Here is a 15,769-nt window from a genome sequence, read left to right as displayed (position 1 = left end):
GTTGTAGTTGTTTTTATTTAAACGTATTAAAGAGGGTAATATGGCTATTTCATTTACAGGGTTAGGCTCAGGCTTACAAGTATCAGAAATTGTGGGGGCATTGGTAAATGCCGAAAAAGCTCCTTTTGAGTCACGTTTAAATAGAAAAGAGGGTAACTTAACCACTGATATTTCGGCAGCTGGGGCACTTAAAGCCGCACTTGTAAAAGTTCAAGAGTCGATGAGCGCACTTGGCGAGGTTGATAACTATCAAAAGCGCACAGCATCGGGTAATGATGATTTTATATCTCTTAGCTCAAACAAAGACGCCGAGCCAGGCAGTTATAATGTAAAAGTTGATGCACTGGCACAAGCCCATAAGTTATCGTCTCCTGCGTTTGCTGCCGATGAGGCGATTGGTGGTGGTGTGATTACTATTGGCTCTGGAGATAACAGTTTTTCGACTGTGCTGTCGCCTACCAATACACTGGAAGATTTAAGAGACCAAATAAATAACGGCCCATACACTGGCTCTGACTCTAATGACGCTGTGGTAGCAACGATAGTAACCAGTGAGGCAGGTCAACATTTGGTTTTAACCAGTAAACAAACCGGTGAAGAAAACGCCATTACCATTACCGTACAAGATAGCGATGGTAACAATACCGATGTAGGCGGGCTCTCTCGCTTAGCCTATGACGTGTCTGATGCGGACCCTGCAAACCATACGACTAATTTAACTGAGGTAAATGCGGCGCAAAATGCTCAAATAACCATTGATGGTACTTTAATTGCTTCAAGTAGTACGAACGAATTTAAAAGTGTTATTGATGGCGTAGATATTACGGCTAAAAAAACTCAAGGTATTGATGATGACGTAAGCACATTAACAGTAAAAGAAAACAATAATAATATTAAAGCTGGACTTGATGGGTTTGTTAAAAGTTATAATGAGCTATTAGAGCTAAGTAAAAAATTAGGTAAATCAAGTGAAGATGGCGCAGGTGTAATGGCCGGTGACTCTTTATTACGCGGAGTTATGTCAAAATTAAGGCAAGAAATTACCAATAGTGTTGATTTAGGTGATGGTAACTCTTTATCGCTGTCGCAGTTGGGTGTAGAGGTTGATCGTTATGGAAAACTAAGCCTAGACTCAGCGCGCTTAAATGAACAAGTTGAAAACGATGTTGATTTAGTGCAAAAATTCTTTTTAGGTGAAAATGACGATGATGGTTTTGCCCAGTCGTTTGATGAGTTAATGGGGTTTTATACTAAATCTGATGGCTTAATCCAAAATCGCATAGACAGCAAAGAAGGGCAGTTACGCAGTATTGATGATGAACGAGTGTCGTTTGCCCGTAAAATGGAATCGTTAGAGTCGCGCTTGTATGCGCAGTACAATAGTATGGATTTGTTAGTGGCTAATTTAAACTCTACCAGTAGCTATATTCAAGCGCAGTTAGACAATATGCCAGGTGTGGTAAGGCAATCTAAATAACATACAATAATAATTTAAAAAGGCCGCTAAGCTTTTAACTTAGTGGCCTTTTTATTATGTGGCGTTGGGTGTGTTTAATGGTGGCATAGCTAAGGGTGGTTTTTAATACCAATTCGTTTAATTAAGTGAGCTGTTTGAGGAAGGAAAATAGTGTCGATAGCAAGGTAAAAGTTTTGTTATTGAGTTGCCCTAAGTGAGAAATTTTTTACACAGCTAGGGTCTTATTTGTGACCTCAAAATGATTGGGATCTGTTAAGTCGACTTATAAGCGTTTATGGCTTTATCAGACTTTTTATGTTTGAGTATCGCATTAAACGACTCTACTTTTTGGTTTTCTGCGGTTGCTAAAATCATATTAATTTGCGTTTGCAGTACACTTAACTCATCAACACTTGGCGGTGAGGTACTTTCGCACCAATTTACTAAGTGTTTATTTAATAACTCAAGCGAATTAGCAGCACCATCGGCCCTGTTGCTATTAACTTGAGCTTGAAGCTCGCAGAGTAATTGTTTAATTTGCTCTGCGGCTTGTGTTGACTTTATTGGCATAGTTATTAAATAGCCGGCATACGTTGGTCGGCAGGAATACCCTCCCAACCCTCTTTAATTTCCTTAACAATACCCGAAACCTCTGTAAGTGCTTCAACATCATTGTTGATATTTGCTTGTACTAAGCGGCGTTGGCAGTAGTCATATAATGCCAATAAGTTGTTAGAAATGCTTGGGTCTTGCTCTACCTCTAAGTTTAAAGAGTCTTGTAAGGCACCAAGTAGCAAAATACAGGCGGAAATATTTTCACCTTTTTTTGCAATATCATTACGTTCAATAAACCCTTTAGTCGCTGCTAAGCGGCCGATAATATTACTAAAAATAAGGTTTATTTGCTCGTACGGTGCCATTTCGGCAATGCTGCTGGTACGAACTTGAGAGTATTTTTTTAACGAAGCATGAGCCATGGGTTAATCCTAAATTTAGTTAAATATAAAAGTTACTAAATGTTAGCAATTATAATGCCAAGCATTTTATGTATGACTTGTTATCGGCATTTATACTAACAACTTAAGCAAAAATTTAATGTTACTTAAATTTTTATAGTCAGTTGATGTGCTTATGATTGCGCGCGATAATAAGGACAGTCTAGCTTTTGTAATACTTAATATCTAATCCCTAAGTATTGGGTTTAAGTGGTGTGTCTATTTTTTGGCGTGAATGTCAAAAAATCGCCGCTTTGTGCTTGCATCCAAATCCAACTGGCTTACAATTTGATCAATAAACAAATTAGTGAAATAAATGGCTCGCTAACAATGATCTTAATTTTAGATAATAATAATAACCGCGCAGTAGGTTTACATGCATCACTTACTTTTATTGGCGAAGCGGTTCAGTTACAAACAGAAGCAGACTTTGAGCAGGCATGTAGCCATTATCAAAATAAAGAGTGCATTGTGGTGTTAGGGGCGCTGCAGTCTTTAGATCATGAAAGCTTAATTAAACGCTATCCTACATTTCCTTTTTTACTGATTGGCGAAACGCTTAAACCTTTACTGAGCTTGGCTAATGTTGTTGGGCTGATATGTGAGCCATTTACTCATGAGGTTACTACTCAGTTACTACATGATTGTCAGCAGTATCAGCGCATGTTGCCTCATGAACATAAAAATAACAAAGAGAAAAGCACCTTTGATGGTCTTGTCGGTGAAACCAAAGCGGTAAAAGATTTACGCTTTTTAATTACCCAAGTTGCGAAAACCGATGCCAATGTACTTATTTTAGGGGAATCGGGCACAGGTAAAGAAGTAGTCGCACGCAATGTGCACTTGCTTTCTAAACGTAATAAAGGCCCATTTGTACCGGTGAACTGTGGGGCTATTCCGGCGGAATTATTAGAAAGCGAACTATTTGGCCATGAAAAAGGCGCATTTACAGGGGCCATTTCAGCACGGAAAGGCCGGTTTGAATTGGCGCAAGGTGGTACGCTATTTTTAGATGAAATAGGGGATATGCCGCTGCAAATGCAGGTTAAGCTATTGCGGGTGCTTCAAGAGCGCAGCTATGAACGTGTTGGTGGTACCAAAGCGATTCAAGCCGATGTGCGTGTGATTGCCGCAACCCACCGTGACCTTGAAAACATGATAGAAAAAGGTTCGTTTCGAGAAGATCTATACTATCGTTTAAATGTTTTTCCTATTGAGAGCCCCTCACTTGCTCAGCGCGCAGAAGACATACCATTACTACTTAAAGAGCTTATGCGCCGTGTAAATGAACAAAGCGGTACCACCGCTAAATTTACAGAGCGTGCGATTGATAGTTTAAAAGAGCATGCTTGGCCGGGTAATATTCGTGAGCTGGCGAACCTTGTTGAACGCATGGTTATTATGTTTCCCGATAAAGTGGTGGATGTTCCTGATTTACCTAATAAATACCGCTATATTGAAGTTGAAGCTTATGAGCCTCAGTACCCAGAAGAACTGATGGAGCGTGATGCCTTTAATGATATTTTTAGTGGCGGATTTAGCGAAGATGAAATTGAGTTAGAGGATGATTTTTCTCAAGCTGCACCGGGTTTATTGCCTGATGAAGGTGTTAAGCTTAAAGAGTACTTAGCTGAGCTTGAAATTAACTTAATTACGCAAGCTCTGGAGCGCTTTGATTACGTTGTAGCTCACGCCGCTGAAATATTAGGTGTAAGGCGCACCACACTGGTCGAAAAAATGAAAAAATATAACTTATCCCGTGATTAAGGTTAAGAGCAGGTGTTACATTTTGGTGTTAGGTGTTAGGTGTTAGGTGTTAGGTGTTAGGTGTTAGGTGTTAGGTTAGAAAAACTAAACACCGCGTTTAATGCAAACTCGGCGCTATACTTGTTGTCGGGTTTACCCCGCGTCGGTGTTGGTGCCAACTTATTGTTTTTTTTGGTAAATATAATAATTAAAGGGTTACAACTGAAAATCCTTAATTTATGCTATTTTCTTAACCCTTAACCCTTAACCCTTAACCCTTAACCCTTAACCCTTAACCCTTAACCCTTAACCCTTAACCCTTAACCCTTAACCCCTAAATTTTTAACTTCTTCCTTCCTAAAACAATTATTACTATGATCGTTAACCATACCGCACGCCTGCATGTAGGCATACACTGTGGTTGGGCCTAAAAACTTAAAACCGCGCTTTTTTAAATCTTTTGCAAATAACGTCGATACTTCAGTGACTGCAGGGTAGTCGGCAAGCGTCTCTAAATCGTTTACCTGAGGTTTATTACCTACAAACCGCCACTGGTAATCACTAAAACTACCAAACTCTTTTTGAATAGCAATAAAGCACTTTGCATTGTTAATTGTTGCGGCTATTTTTAAGCGATTGCGAACAATTCCCTCATTTTGCATTAATTTTTCTAGGTCCTGCTCAGTAAAGGCCGCTACTTTATTTACGTCAAAGTTTGCAAAGGCGTATTTATAATTAGCGCGCTTTTTTAATATGGTGTACCAACTTAACCCTGCTTGTGCCGATTCTAGCGTTAAAAACTCAAAAAGTAGTTGATCGTCATACACAGGTACGCCCCATTCATGGTCATGGTAATCAACATAGTCTGGCTTTGAGGTATCTAACCATGGACAGCGACACTGAGCTTCTTCTTTCATGCTTATTCCTTAGCGCGTCATTTTTACGGCACGTGTTTTAACTGTTTAAATTGTTGATATTAATAGTAAATAATTTTGGTACATATTGTGCATTAGCCACTACATCTACATTATTTTAGAGAGTTGATTATGACCCTTGCAAGTGTGCTAAAACCCCAGTTTATTTCTGCTAATCAGTATAACCCATGTTTACTGCAAGAGGAGTATGTTGGTGAGTTGAGCGATTTGCGTCAACAAGCAAGTTGGCTCTCTCATTTAGTTGATACTATGCCTGCTGGCGTAATTGTACTCGACGGTAAGGGGATGATTGCCAAAGCTAACCAAATTGCCATAGATATGCTCGGTGAGCCATTAGAAGGTGAAAAGTGGTTTAGTGTTATTCAGCGTTCTTTTCGCCCCCATCAAGATGATGGTCATGAAGTGTCGTTAAAAGATGGGCGGTTAATAAAGCTCGATATTACTGCACTTGCGCCTGAGCCTGGGCAACTTATATTAATGACCGACTTAACCGAAACCAGGCGCTTACAAAAGCGAGTTGCACATATGCAGCGTTTAAGTGCATTAGGTAAAATGGTGGCATCTCTAGCCCATCAAGTACGCACGCCGTTATCAGCAGCCATGTTATATGCTGCAAATTTAGGCTCTAAACGACTGCCTGAGGCCTCGCGTGGGAGTTTTCACACTAAATTAATGTCTCGCTTAAAGGATTTAGAAACCCAAGTAAACGACATGCTGCTATTTGCTAAAAGTGGTGATCAACAAGTTGTTGAACACGTGTCGATGCAACAGTTACTCAGTGAAGTTAAAACCGGTGCCGATGCCATGGTTGCGCTCAATCAAAGTGAGTTAAATGTGAGCTTACCTGAGCCTGATATTGAAATTATGGGTAATAAAACCGCATTGGCCAGCGCTGTTCAAAATCTCATTCATAACAGTATTCAAGTGATTGGCAGTGGCGCTAAGGTGCACCTTAGTGCTTTGCGTGATACACAAAACGCTGACTTTGTTCGCATTAGTGTAAGTGACAATGGCCCAGGGCTTGATTTAGCACAAAGCGAAAAAATATTCGAACCCTTTTATACCACTAAAAGCCAAGGTACTGGTTTAGGACTTGCCGTTGTAAGTTCAGTGGCCAGTGCACATCAAGGACGTGTTGAAGCAAACAACAACTCACATGGGGGCGCAATTTTTAGCATGTTGCTACCTATTAGTGTCACATCTAAATTAGGGGAGTCACAATGAGTAATACTATTTTAGTTGTAGAAGATGACGCCGGACTTCGTGAAGCATTAATTGATACACTTGAAATGTCTGGAATAGCCTGCGTAGCGGCCAATAGTGCTGAGCAAGCCATGGTGCTACTAAAAAAAGAGGCATTTTCGCTGGTGGTCAGCGACGTGCAAATGGGCGCAATGAGCGGCTTAGATTTATTACGCAGTATTAAATTAAATCACCCTGATTTACCCGTGTTAATGATGACGGCTTATGCCACTATTGATGATGCTGTAGAAGCAATGCGCCTTGGCGCGATTGACTATATGGCAAAGCCATTTGCACCAGAAGTGCTATTGAATATGGTGAGTCGTTACTTACCTGAAAAGGAAAAAGAAACAGACGGACCTATTGTTGCCGATCCCAGCAGTATTCAATTACTCGAGCTTGCCAGCAAAGTTGCTCGCTCAGATGCCAGTGTGATGGTGCTTGGGCCCAGTGGTTCTGGTAAAGAAGTACTGGCGCGTTATATTCATGACAAGTCAAAACGCTGTAACGAACCGTTTGTAGCGATTAATTGCGCTGCTATTCCTGAAAATATGCTCGAAGCCACTTTATTTGGTTATGAGAAAGGCGCATTTACCGGTGCTATTCAAGCTTGCCCTGGTAAGTTTGAACAAGCACAGGGCGGTACTATTTTACTTGATGAAATCACCGAAATGGATTTAGGTCTGCAAGCTAAATTACTACGTGTATTACAGGAGCGAGAAGTTGAGCGTTTAGGTGGTCGTAAAACAATAGCCCTTGATGTACGTGTACTTGCCACAAGTAACCGAGAGTTAAAAGAAGCGGTGGCTGATAACCAGTTCCGCGAAGATTTATATTATCGACTCAATGTTTTTCCACTGCTATGGCGACCGCTATGTGAGCGTCCGGGAGATATTATTGTACTGGCCAAACACTTAATTGAACGCCACTTAAGTAAAAGCAAAGAGCCAATGGCGTATTTAGACAACAGCGCCGAGCAAAAATTACTTAGCCATAGCTGGCCTGGTAATGTACGTGAATTAGATAACGTTATTCAACGTGCGCTAATTTTACGCACAGGTAATAATATTGACGAGCATGCGATTTTTATCGAAAATTTAGTGCCAACGCACTTTGTGGCTGAACCTAAAGCGACCGCTGAGCCTGTAAAAAGCAATGTGAGTCACGCGTATTATGATGGAAAAGCTACGCCTGAGGATGAGCAAAAAAATGATTTGTTAGCCGTTGATACCGGTAGCTACAAAGACGAGCTTAAAGATAAAGAGCACCGTATTATTTTAGAAACGTTGGCGCGCTGTCAAGGAAAGCGTAAAGAAGTCGCTGAAACCTTAGGCATTAGTCCGCGTACTTTACGCTACAAATTAGCACAAATGCGAGATTTAGGTATTTCCCTCCCTGCATAACTCCTCATAAGCCCTAAATTTATGTGATTAAATTTAGGGCTGTCAAAACTCTGACTTTTAAAGTTAAACTCTAAGCTGTTGTTTTTAAATGGTTAAATAGTGGCATGTTCTGTGCATTGTTCACTTTAAGAGTTTATTGCATTACCAGAGACAATTATGAAAATTCAAAACAGTGCTTTATTTCAAGAAATGCAAGCTATGGCGTCAGAGGCCACACGTAGTAATCAAGTGAGTAACTTGCCAACGCAAGTGCAATCAACCTCCTCAGCACAATTTGGCGATATGCTTAGTAACGCACTCAATACCGTGCATGAACTACAGCAGGACACAGGTCAAAAAAGAAAAGCGGTTGAAATGGGTGACAGAAGTGTATCACTTGCTGAGGCAATGATTGCTTCGCAAAAGTCTTCTGTAGCATTTGAAGCTACGGTACAGGTTCGTAATAAGCTAGTTGAATCTTATAAAGAAATTATGAACATGCCTGTTTAACTAGGTAGTGGAGAATTATTGTGGCGCAATCTAATCAATCTACAGATCTGGCACTTGCTAATGGCACGATAGAGCAAAGTGAGTCTGATGATCAACAAGAACAAAAGTCAGGCTATTTTAGTGGCCTTGGTGGTGTTGATGTTCTTCGTCAAGTTACGTTAATTGTTGCACTCGCTATTTGTTTAGCTATTGCTATTTTTGTTATTATTTGGGCTCGCCAGCCAGATATGCGCCCGTTAGGTAAAATGCAAACTGAAGAGTTAATACAAACACTCGACTTTTTAGATGCACAAAAAATTGACTATGAAATTGATGGTAATGTGGTTTTGGTTGATGAAACGCAATACCAAAATATTAAGTTATTGATGACCCGAGAAGGTTTAGAAAGTGGGCCAACATCGGGTAGTGACATTATTATGCAAGATATGGGGTTTGGGGTAAGCCAACGTTTAGAGCGCGAGCGCCTCAAACATGGCCGTGAGCAACAACTCGCCCGCACCATAGAAGAGTTAAACAATGTTAACCGCGCCAAAGTATTGCTCGCTATTCCAAAAGAAAATGTATTTGCTCGAAGAGAGAAAAAACCCTCTGCGACTGTTGTACTTACGCTTAAACGCGGTCGTTCGCTAGATGGTGAAGAGGTCGATTCAGTTGTCGATATGATTGCTTCAGCGGTACAAGGGCTTGAGCCTTCACGTGTAACTGTAACGGATCAAAATGGTCGTTTATTAAACTCAGGCTCACAAACCTCTTTGGCTGCTCGCTCTCGTAAAGAGTACGACATAGAGCGTAAACGTGAGCAAGAATACTTAGAAAAAATTGACAGTATTTTAATTCCCGTGGTTGGAATGGGTAATTACACTGCACAAGTGGATTTAAGTATGGACTTTAGTGCGGTAGAGGAAACACAGAAACGTTATAACCCAGACTTACCGGCAGTAAGAAGTGAAACAACTTTTGAAGAAAATAACATAGGCGGCTTAGCGGTTGGAATTCCTGGTGCGCTAACTAATCAGCCGCCGATTAATTCAACCATACCTGAAGACGCGATAGCGGGCGGTGCGGGAAGTGCAACGTCACCGAGTCGTACTCACAAAGAAGCCACGCGTAACTATGAACTCGATACCACTATTTCACATAAGCGTCAGCAAACCGGTGTGATCCGCAGAATTAGTGTTTCTGTGGCGGTCGATTACTTACCCACTGTTGGTGAAAATGGTGAAACAACCATGACGCCACGTTCGGTAGAAGCCTTGTCAAATATTCGTCGCTTGTTGCAAGGAGGGGTGGGCTTTGATATGCAACGTGGCGATGCTCTTGAAGTAGTAACAGTGCCTTTTGTTCGCCCAGATACTGAAACTGATTTTGAAGTACCCTTATGGGAGCAAGATTGGTTTATGAAAATGTTGCGTTTGGTATTAGGTGCACTGGTTATTATTGTATTGATAATGGCAGTGGTTAAACCTATGCTTAAACGCCTAATATACCCAGATAGTACGCTTGAGGAATACGATGAAGATTCACTTAGTTCCGGTGTTGACATTGGTGATAATACGTTAGATATGTTAAATAATGACTTTGATTCCGCTTCTGTTGGCTTCTCAAACGATGGTAAACTACAGTTACCAGACCTACATGGCGACGAAGACTTACTCAAAGCAGTACGTGCCCTTGTAGCCAATGAACCAGAACTATCATCACAAGTAGTAAAAGCGTGGTTAACAGAAGATGACTGATCAAGAACAAAAACAATTACCACCAGCGTTTGATGTTGATAAGCTCGATGGTGTAGACAAAGCAGCCATATTGTTACTGAGCTTATCTGAGGAAGATGCAGCGCAAATTCTTAAGCACTTAGAGCCTAAGCAAGTACAAAAGGTGGGTATGGCCATGGCGGCATTGGATGATTTGTCGCAAGCTAAAATTAGTGCTGTCCACAATTTATTTATTGAGCAAATACAAAGCTTTAGTACGATAGGGTTTCAATCTGAAGACTTTATTAAAAAAGCACTAACAGCCGCGTTAGGTGAAGATAAAGCCGCTAGTTTAATAGATCAAATTGTTATGGGATCAGGTGCCAAAGGCCTTGATTCATTAAAATGGATGGACTCAAAACAAGTTGCCAATATTATTCGTAATGAGCATCCGCAGATACAAACAATAGTGCTCTCTTATTTAGAGCCTGAGCAATCGGCTGAGATTTTAGCGCAATTCCCTGAAAAAGTACGCCTTGATTTAACTATGCGTATTGCCAACCTAGAAGAAGTACAACCGGCAGCATTGCAAGAGTTAAACGAAATCATGGAAAAACAATTTGCCGGCCAAGCAGGTGCACAAGCGGCGAAAATGGGTGGCTTAAAAGCAGCGGCAGATATTATGAACTACCTAGATACGAATGTAGAAGGGCAGTTAATGGATTCAATTCGTGAGCATGACGAAGAATTGTCGCAGCAAATTCAAGACTTAATGTTTGTATTTGAAAACCTCATGGATGTGGATGACCGCGGTATTCAAGCTATTTTACGTGAAGTACAACAAGACGTATTAATGAAGGCAATTAAGGGTACTGATGATGCACTTAAAGAGAAAATTTTAAGTAATATGTCTAAACGTGCCGCAGAAATGCTTGCTGATGATTTAGAGGCTATGGCTCCTGTGCGTATAAGCGAAGTAGAAGCTGCACAAAAAGAAATTTTATCTACAGCACGTCGTTTATCTGATTCAGGTGAAATTATGCTCGGTGGTGGCGGTGGTGAGGAGTTCTTGTAATTTATGAGTAACCCAAAAGGCCGCCTATTAAATGCCGATGAAGCTGATGAGCTATTAAAAAACTGGCCAATTCCTGACGTTGCTCCTGATGAGCGAAGTTTTGGCAATCGCTCTACAGCCTATGGTACGCCACTGGCACAGATGTACCGTAAAGAAATGGTAAAAGAGCAAGTTGAGGAACCTGAAGAGCCCGAGTTACCCTCTCTTACCATGGCTGAGCTTGAGCGTATTCGTCAAGATGCTTACGAAGAAGGCCTAAAACAAGGGCACGAACAAGGCTATATAGATGGCTTTGATAAAGGCGTGAGCGAAGGCAAAGAAGCAGGTTATAAAGAAGGTGTTGAACTGGGTAAAACCCAAGGTCAAGAAGAGGTTAAACCACTCATTGATGAGCAGTTAACGAGTTTGCGCACTCTATTAGATAGCTTAAGCGAACCACTTAAAAAAGTGGATGAGCAAGCAGAAAAACAATTAGTACAGTTAGCTACTATGCTTAGTGAGGCGATTATTTACCAAGAAATAAAAACCTCACCGGATATTATTTTACATACCTTGAAAAAAGGCATTGATGCACTGAGTGCAGAACAAGAAAAAATTCGAATTCATTTGCATCCTGATGACTTAATCTTAATAAAAACCAGTTATGGCGAACAAGCTATTGAAGATAATCATTGGCAGTTAATTGCAGAACCTACGCTAGAGCGGGGGGGGTGTGAAGTTAAAACCACGTTATCGTCTTTAGATATGACGCTTAAAACTCGTGTCAAAGAAACGTTGGATAGTTTTTTGCATAACAGTGGTATCTAACTTTTTATTGGCGTGCACTGTCTGTGAGCGATACTTCATTAAGCGAACGCTTATCTCAATACCAACGACATATTAAAATTCCAGCACCTGCTGTGGCGGGAGTGTTAACCCGTGTGGTTGGTTTAACATTGGAAGCCAAAGGGCTGCGCGCGCCAGTCGGTAGTCAGTGTAAAATTGAAACCATGAACGGCTTTGTTGACGCCGAAATTGTTGGTTTTAACGATCAAACTTTGTATTTAATGCCTAACGATCATATCTCTGGTGTGTTACCTGGTGCGCGTGTTATTCCCCAAGTTAATGATACTGGTCTGCCTGTGGGTATGAGTTTACTTGGCCGAGTTGTTGATGGTTTAGGCCGACCTTTAGATGGACTTGGAAAAATAAAGGCAGAGCACACGCTTAAATTCGCACAGAACGCAATAAACCCACTAGCAAGACGTCCTATTAGTAAGCCCATGGATGTGGGCGTGCGCGCTATTAACTCGGTGATTACTGTAGGTCAGGGCCAGCGCATGGGATTATTTGCAGGTTCTGGTGTGGGTAAATCCGTATTATTAGGCATGATGACCCGAGGCAGCGAAGCTGATGTAATTGTGGTTGGTTTAGTGGGTGAGCGTGGCCGAGAAGTAAAAGAATTTATTGAAGAAATACTCGGGGTTGAGGGGCGAAAACGTTCAGTGGTTGTTGCAGCGCCTGCTGACGCTTCGCCATTAATGCGGTTAAAAGGCTGCGAAAGTGCTGTGACCATCGCAGAGTATTTTCGCGATCAAGGGTTAAGTGTGTTGTTATTGCTCGACTCGGTGACGCGTTATGCCATGGCGCAGCGTGAAATAGCGCTGGCTGTTGGTGAGCCACCTGCAACCAAAGGCTATCCCCCTTCAGTTTTTGCTAAGTTACCTGCGCTAGTGGAACGTGCCGGTAATGGCGGGGAAGGGCAAGGCTCTATTACAGCGTTTTTTACTGTACTGAGTGAAGGCGATGACATGCAAGACCCAATTGCTGATGCGGCCCGTGCCATACTTGACGGCCATATTGTTCTTTCGCGTGACTTAGCTGATAGTGGCCATTATCCTGCGATCGATATAGAAAAGTCTATTTCGCGCGTTATGCCACAGGTGGTATCTGAAACACACATGCAGCAAGCTCGGGTGCTCAAGCAAGTGTATTCAATGTATCAGCAGAATAAAGATATGATCACCCTTGGGGCTTATCAAAAAGGCAGTGATCAAATGCTCGACCAAGCAATAAACATGATGCCAAGAGTAAACGCATTTTTACAACAAGGCATGCGTGATGTGATTAGTTATGATGATGGCCTACAAGGGCTCGCACAGTTATTAGGACAAGCATAATGGCAAAAAATAAACTGCACTTATTGCTCAAGCTTGAAAATGAAAAAGAAGAAACATTACGCATGAGTTATTTGCAAGCTAATCAAAACTTGCAACTCAATCAGCAAAAGTTGCAAGGCTTAAATGACTTTAGGCTTGAATACACGCAACAACTCCATGTTAAGGGACAGTCGGGTTTATCAAGCGCCGGTTTTAGCCAGTATCACGCATTTATCACTAAGATTGAAGAGGCTATTCGTCAACAAGCAAGCACGGTTAATACCGCAAAGCAGGTAGTTAGCCAGCGTAAAACCTTGTGGTTAAAACAACAAGTTAAAGCCAAAGCCGTGGCTAAGTTAATTGAAAAGCAACAATTAAAAGCAGACAGCCTGGTGGCTAAGCATGAGCAAAAAATGTTGGATGAGTTTGCATCTAACCAGTTTTACCAAAGAAATAAAGCGCTATAAATTAGGCATACTAATTGCTTAAATGTTAATAGAGCAATGATTTTTGGGTTTTGCGGTGGGCTGTTGCCGCTTTTATTAGGTGATTTATGGCGATGAATGATATTTCAATGTTAGTAGTATCTGAGCAAGACTCATACTTATTTAAAAAAGACAATGACAAGGTAAAGTTAGACAGCAGTAACAGTGTTGGTTTTTTTGATCAACTAGCCCTTGCTAATCAAGCCTCTGAAACACAAGAAGCACAAGTCAAAGCGTTAAATAAACAATCATTGGTTGAACAAGCTGACCTAAAAGATCAAAGTAGTGAAGAGCAACCTTTGAGCGGTGAAGATATGCTGGCGCAAATTAATGCGGCACAGGTTATTGACACTTCTGTAAAGAGCAATTTTAATGCCACCGCTGAAAAACTTGATATGAAAAGTATTAAAATTGAGGGTACGCCGGAGGATAAACTTGCTCCCATTGTTATTGATCCACAAGCAGACAAGGCCGTGACTGATGAAAGCGCGATAAATGAAAACCCAGCAAATAAAAACGCTGCATATGTTACCGATATATCCGCAAAAAATAGTTTTAACGAAACAGCTGAAAAGCTTGATATGGAAGGTATGAAAATTAATGGTAAGCCAGAAGATAAGCTGGCACCTATTGTTATTAATTTGCCAAGTGATGAAATTGTTGATGATGCAGCCATTTTGCAGCCACTAAATACTGTGGGTGCTGAATCAGCAAGCAAAGCTACAGCTGAGACTGTACAGGTACAGCTCGGTACGAAACCTATAACTATGGCTGCTACAGCCGGCCAATATGAGGCTGTTTCAAATAAGCTAGCGGCAGCTAAACCATTAGATAAGCCGACTGATACCACAATGACTAAATCATCACTAGATGCTTCTGTTTTGGCGCTGTTATCAAAAGATGATACTGCGATTAAATCAGATAAACTATTAACAAATTTAACGCCGATTCAGCAAGGTGAATTAGTGATTAAGCTTGATGCGATGAGCAAGCCAATAAATCAAGACAATTTAGCCGATATAAAGCAATTACTCAGTAAGTTCGTTACTCAAAATGAGAAGCCACAATCACCTCAACAATTCATTAATGCGCAAATAAGTGTTTTAACGACCCCTGAAAAACAGGCTTTACTCAGTCAGTTGCGCGAGTATATTAAAAATGAGCCTTTACCAGCAAAAGAACTTGCCTCATTAAAAGGGGTTATCAGTGATTTGGAGATAGCCATAAACGCAGGTGCTTTGTTAAATGATAAAGGTAAGTCGTTGTTTAACAACAGCACCTTAACTGCAGAAGTTACCCCTAAAGCACAGCCAAATACAGAGCCTGGCAGTGTAAAATCAGACCTCAAGCTTGATAATTCAAAAGTAATAGCAGACGGCACTCAAGAGCTTGCCAAGCAATTAGGGGTGTTACAAAAAGACAGCTTACGGGCGACTAATGCAGAGCAAATGCCACCGCGTGCTGCACAGGTTTTCTCTCAAATCATTAATGTATTTGATAAACCGTCGCTTAATACATTGGCCAAATACGAGACTTTAGGATATGAACAAGCTGTTATTGAGGCACAAAGCCTGCAAGCTGGACAGTTACAAAGTACTGCACATGTTAAACAGGTTAGTGTTGATCCAGTCACGCTGCAGGCATTAAATATTATAAAAAGCGATGCGGCAAAAATGCTACAAGAGCGTGTCAGCTCAATGTTAAGTATTAATAATAAAGAAGCTGAGATTCGCCTAGATCCGCCAGAGATGGGCAGTATGCACATTCGTATTAGAAGTGATGCTGAACAAGCACAAATAAACTTTGTCGTGCAAAACCAGCAAGCTAAAGAGGCACTTGAACAGTCTTTACCTAGATTACGTGAAATGTTGATGCAGCAAGGTTTAGACTTAGGTGAAAGTAGTATTTCTTACGGTGACTCATCAAAGGAGCAAGGACAACAAGAGGGTAATTCACAAGAGAAAATGGTCAATGAACAATCTACAGATGAGACAAAGAGTGATCAACCAGATAAGCAAAATCATGGTTCTGAACAACAAACATCATCATCAATAGATTACTATGCCTAAGTCCTGCTATTATAATAGTTAAAATAAGCAAATACCTTTGCG

At 41.0% G+C, this 15,769-nt stretch carries 14 protein-coding genes; 11 read left to right on the top strand and 3 right to left on the bottom strand.

The window, feature by feature from the left end:
• Positions 1-40: 40 nt before the first annotated feature.
• Positions 41-1,477, top strand: a complete 1,437-nt coding sequence (fliD, locus tag KG708_RS07645) for a flagellar filament capping protein FliD (protein WP_213608821.1) — start codon at positions 41-43, stop codon at positions 1,475-1,477.
• Positions 1,478-1,729: 252 nt separating this feature from the next.
• On the opposite strand, the gene KG708_RS07640 is transcribed toward fliD, so the two are convergent.
• The gene (locus KG708_RS07640) at positions 1,730-2,026 is read right to left on the bottom strand and encodes a hypothetical protein (RefSeq protein ID WP_213608820.1); all 297 of its coding nucleotides are present in this window, start codon (positions 2,024-2,026) and stop codon (positions 1,730-1,732) included.
• 5 nt (positions 2,027-2,031) lie between these two features.
• A complete protein-coding gene (gene fliS / locus KG708_RS07635) occupies positions 2,032-2,433 on the bottom strand; it encodes a flagellar export chaperone FliS (RefSeq protein WP_213608819.1) in 402 nt (133 codons plus the stop codon).
• Between the two features lie 348 nt (positions 2,434-2,781).
• Between fliS and KG708_RS07630 the strand changes: the two genes are divergently transcribed.
• Positions 2,782-4,218: a sigma-54-dependent Fis family transcriptional regulator gene (locus KG708_RS07630; RefSeq protein ID WP_213608818.1), complete on the top strand. Its 1,437-nt coding sequence runs from the start codon at positions 2,782-2,784 to the stop codon at positions 4,216-4,218.
• A 299-nt stretch (positions 4,219-4,517) separates the two neighbouring features.
• Here the strand turns inward: KG708_RS07630 and KG708_RS07625 are convergent, their stop codons facing one another.
• Entirely contained in the window at positions 4,518-5,114 is a 597-nt protein-coding gene (locus tag KG708_RS07625; protein ID WP_213608817.1) for a DNA-3-methyladenine glycosylase I, read from the bottom strand.
• A 129-nt stretch (positions 5,115-5,243) separates the two neighbouring features.
• Here KG708_RS07625 and KG708_RS07620 point away from each other — a divergent pair, with 129 nt between their 5' ends.
• The 9 genes from KG708_RS07620 to KG708_RS07580 all read left to right on the top strand — a co-directional run bounded on the left by KG708_RS07620 (position 5,244) and on the right by KG708_RS07580 (position 15,727).
• Entirely contained in the window at positions 5,244-6,356 is a 1,113-nt protein-coding gene (locus tag KG708_RS07620; RefSeq protein ID WP_213608816.1) for an ATP-binding protein, read from the top strand.
• The gene (locus KG708_RS07615) at positions 6,353-7,777 is read left to right on the top strand and encodes a sigma-54 dependent transcriptional regulator (RefSeq protein WP_213608815.1); all 1,425 of its coding nucleotides are present in this window, start codon (positions 6,353-6,355) and stop codon (positions 7,775-7,777) included. The genes KG708_RS07620 and KG708_RS07615 overlap by 4 nt, the downstream gene beginning before the upstream one ends.
• Positions 7,778-7,933: 156 nt before the next feature.
• Positions 7,934-8,266 carry a flagellar hook-basal body complex protein FliE gene (fliE, locus tag KG708_RS07610; protein WP_213608814.1) on the top strand — a complete coding sequence of 111 codons (333 nt, stop codon included), beginning with the start codon at positions 7,934-7,936 and terminating at the stop codon, positions 8,264-8,266.
• Positions 8,267-8,286: 20 nt separating this feature from the next.
• Positions 8,287-10,002 carry a flagellar basal-body MS-ring/collar protein FliF gene (gene fliF, locus KG708_RS07605; protein ID WP_213608813.1) on the top strand — a complete coding sequence of 572 codons (1,716 nt, stop codon included), beginning with the start codon at positions 8,287-8,289 and terminating at the stop codon, positions 10,000-10,002.
• Positions 9,995-11,035 carry a flagellar motor switch protein FliG gene (fliG, locus tag KG708_RS07600; RefSeq protein WP_213608812.1) on the top strand — a complete coding sequence of 347 codons (1,041 nt, stop codon included), beginning with the start codon at positions 9,995-9,997 and terminating at the stop codon, positions 11,033-11,035. Before fliF ends, fliG begins: the two co-directional genes overlap by 8 nt.
• A gap of 3 nt (positions 11,036-11,038) precedes the next feature.
• Positions 11,039-11,842, top strand: a complete 804-nt coding sequence (gene fliH, locus KG708_RS07595; protein ID WP_213608811.1) for a flagellar assembly protein FliH — start codon at positions 11,039-11,041, stop codon at positions 11,840-11,842.
• A 17-nt stretch (positions 11,843-11,859) separates the two neighbouring features.
• The gene (gene fliI / locus KG708_RS07590) at positions 11,860-13,194 is read left to right on the top strand and encodes a flagellar protein export ATPase FliI (RefSeq protein ID WP_213609323.1); all 1,335 of its coding nucleotides are present in this window, start codon (positions 11,860-11,862) and stop codon (positions 13,192-13,194) included.
• Positions 13,194-13,640 carry a flagellar export protein FliJ gene (fliJ, locus tag KG708_RS07585; RefSeq protein WP_213608810.1) on the top strand — a complete coding sequence of 149 codons (447 nt, stop codon included), beginning with the start codon at positions 13,194-13,196 and terminating at the stop codon, positions 13,638-13,640. Before fliI ends, fliJ begins: the two co-directional genes overlap by 1 nt.
• An 86-nt stretch (positions 13,641-13,726) precedes the next feature.
• Positions 13,727-15,727, top strand: a complete 2,001-nt coding sequence (locus tag KG708_RS07580; RefSeq protein WP_366513584.1) for a flagellar hook-length control protein FliK — start codon at positions 13,727-13,729, stop codon at positions 15,725-15,727.
• The last annotated feature ends 42 nt before the right edge of the window (positions 15,728-15,769 follow it).

This window comes from Pseudoalteromonas sp. (assembly GCF_018402495.1).
Taxonomy (GTDB): domain Bacteria; phylum Pseudomonadota; class Gammaproteobacteria; order Enterobacterales; family Alteromonadaceae; genus Pseudoalteromonas.
This window is presented reverse-complemented; position numbering and strand designations above follow the sequence as displayed.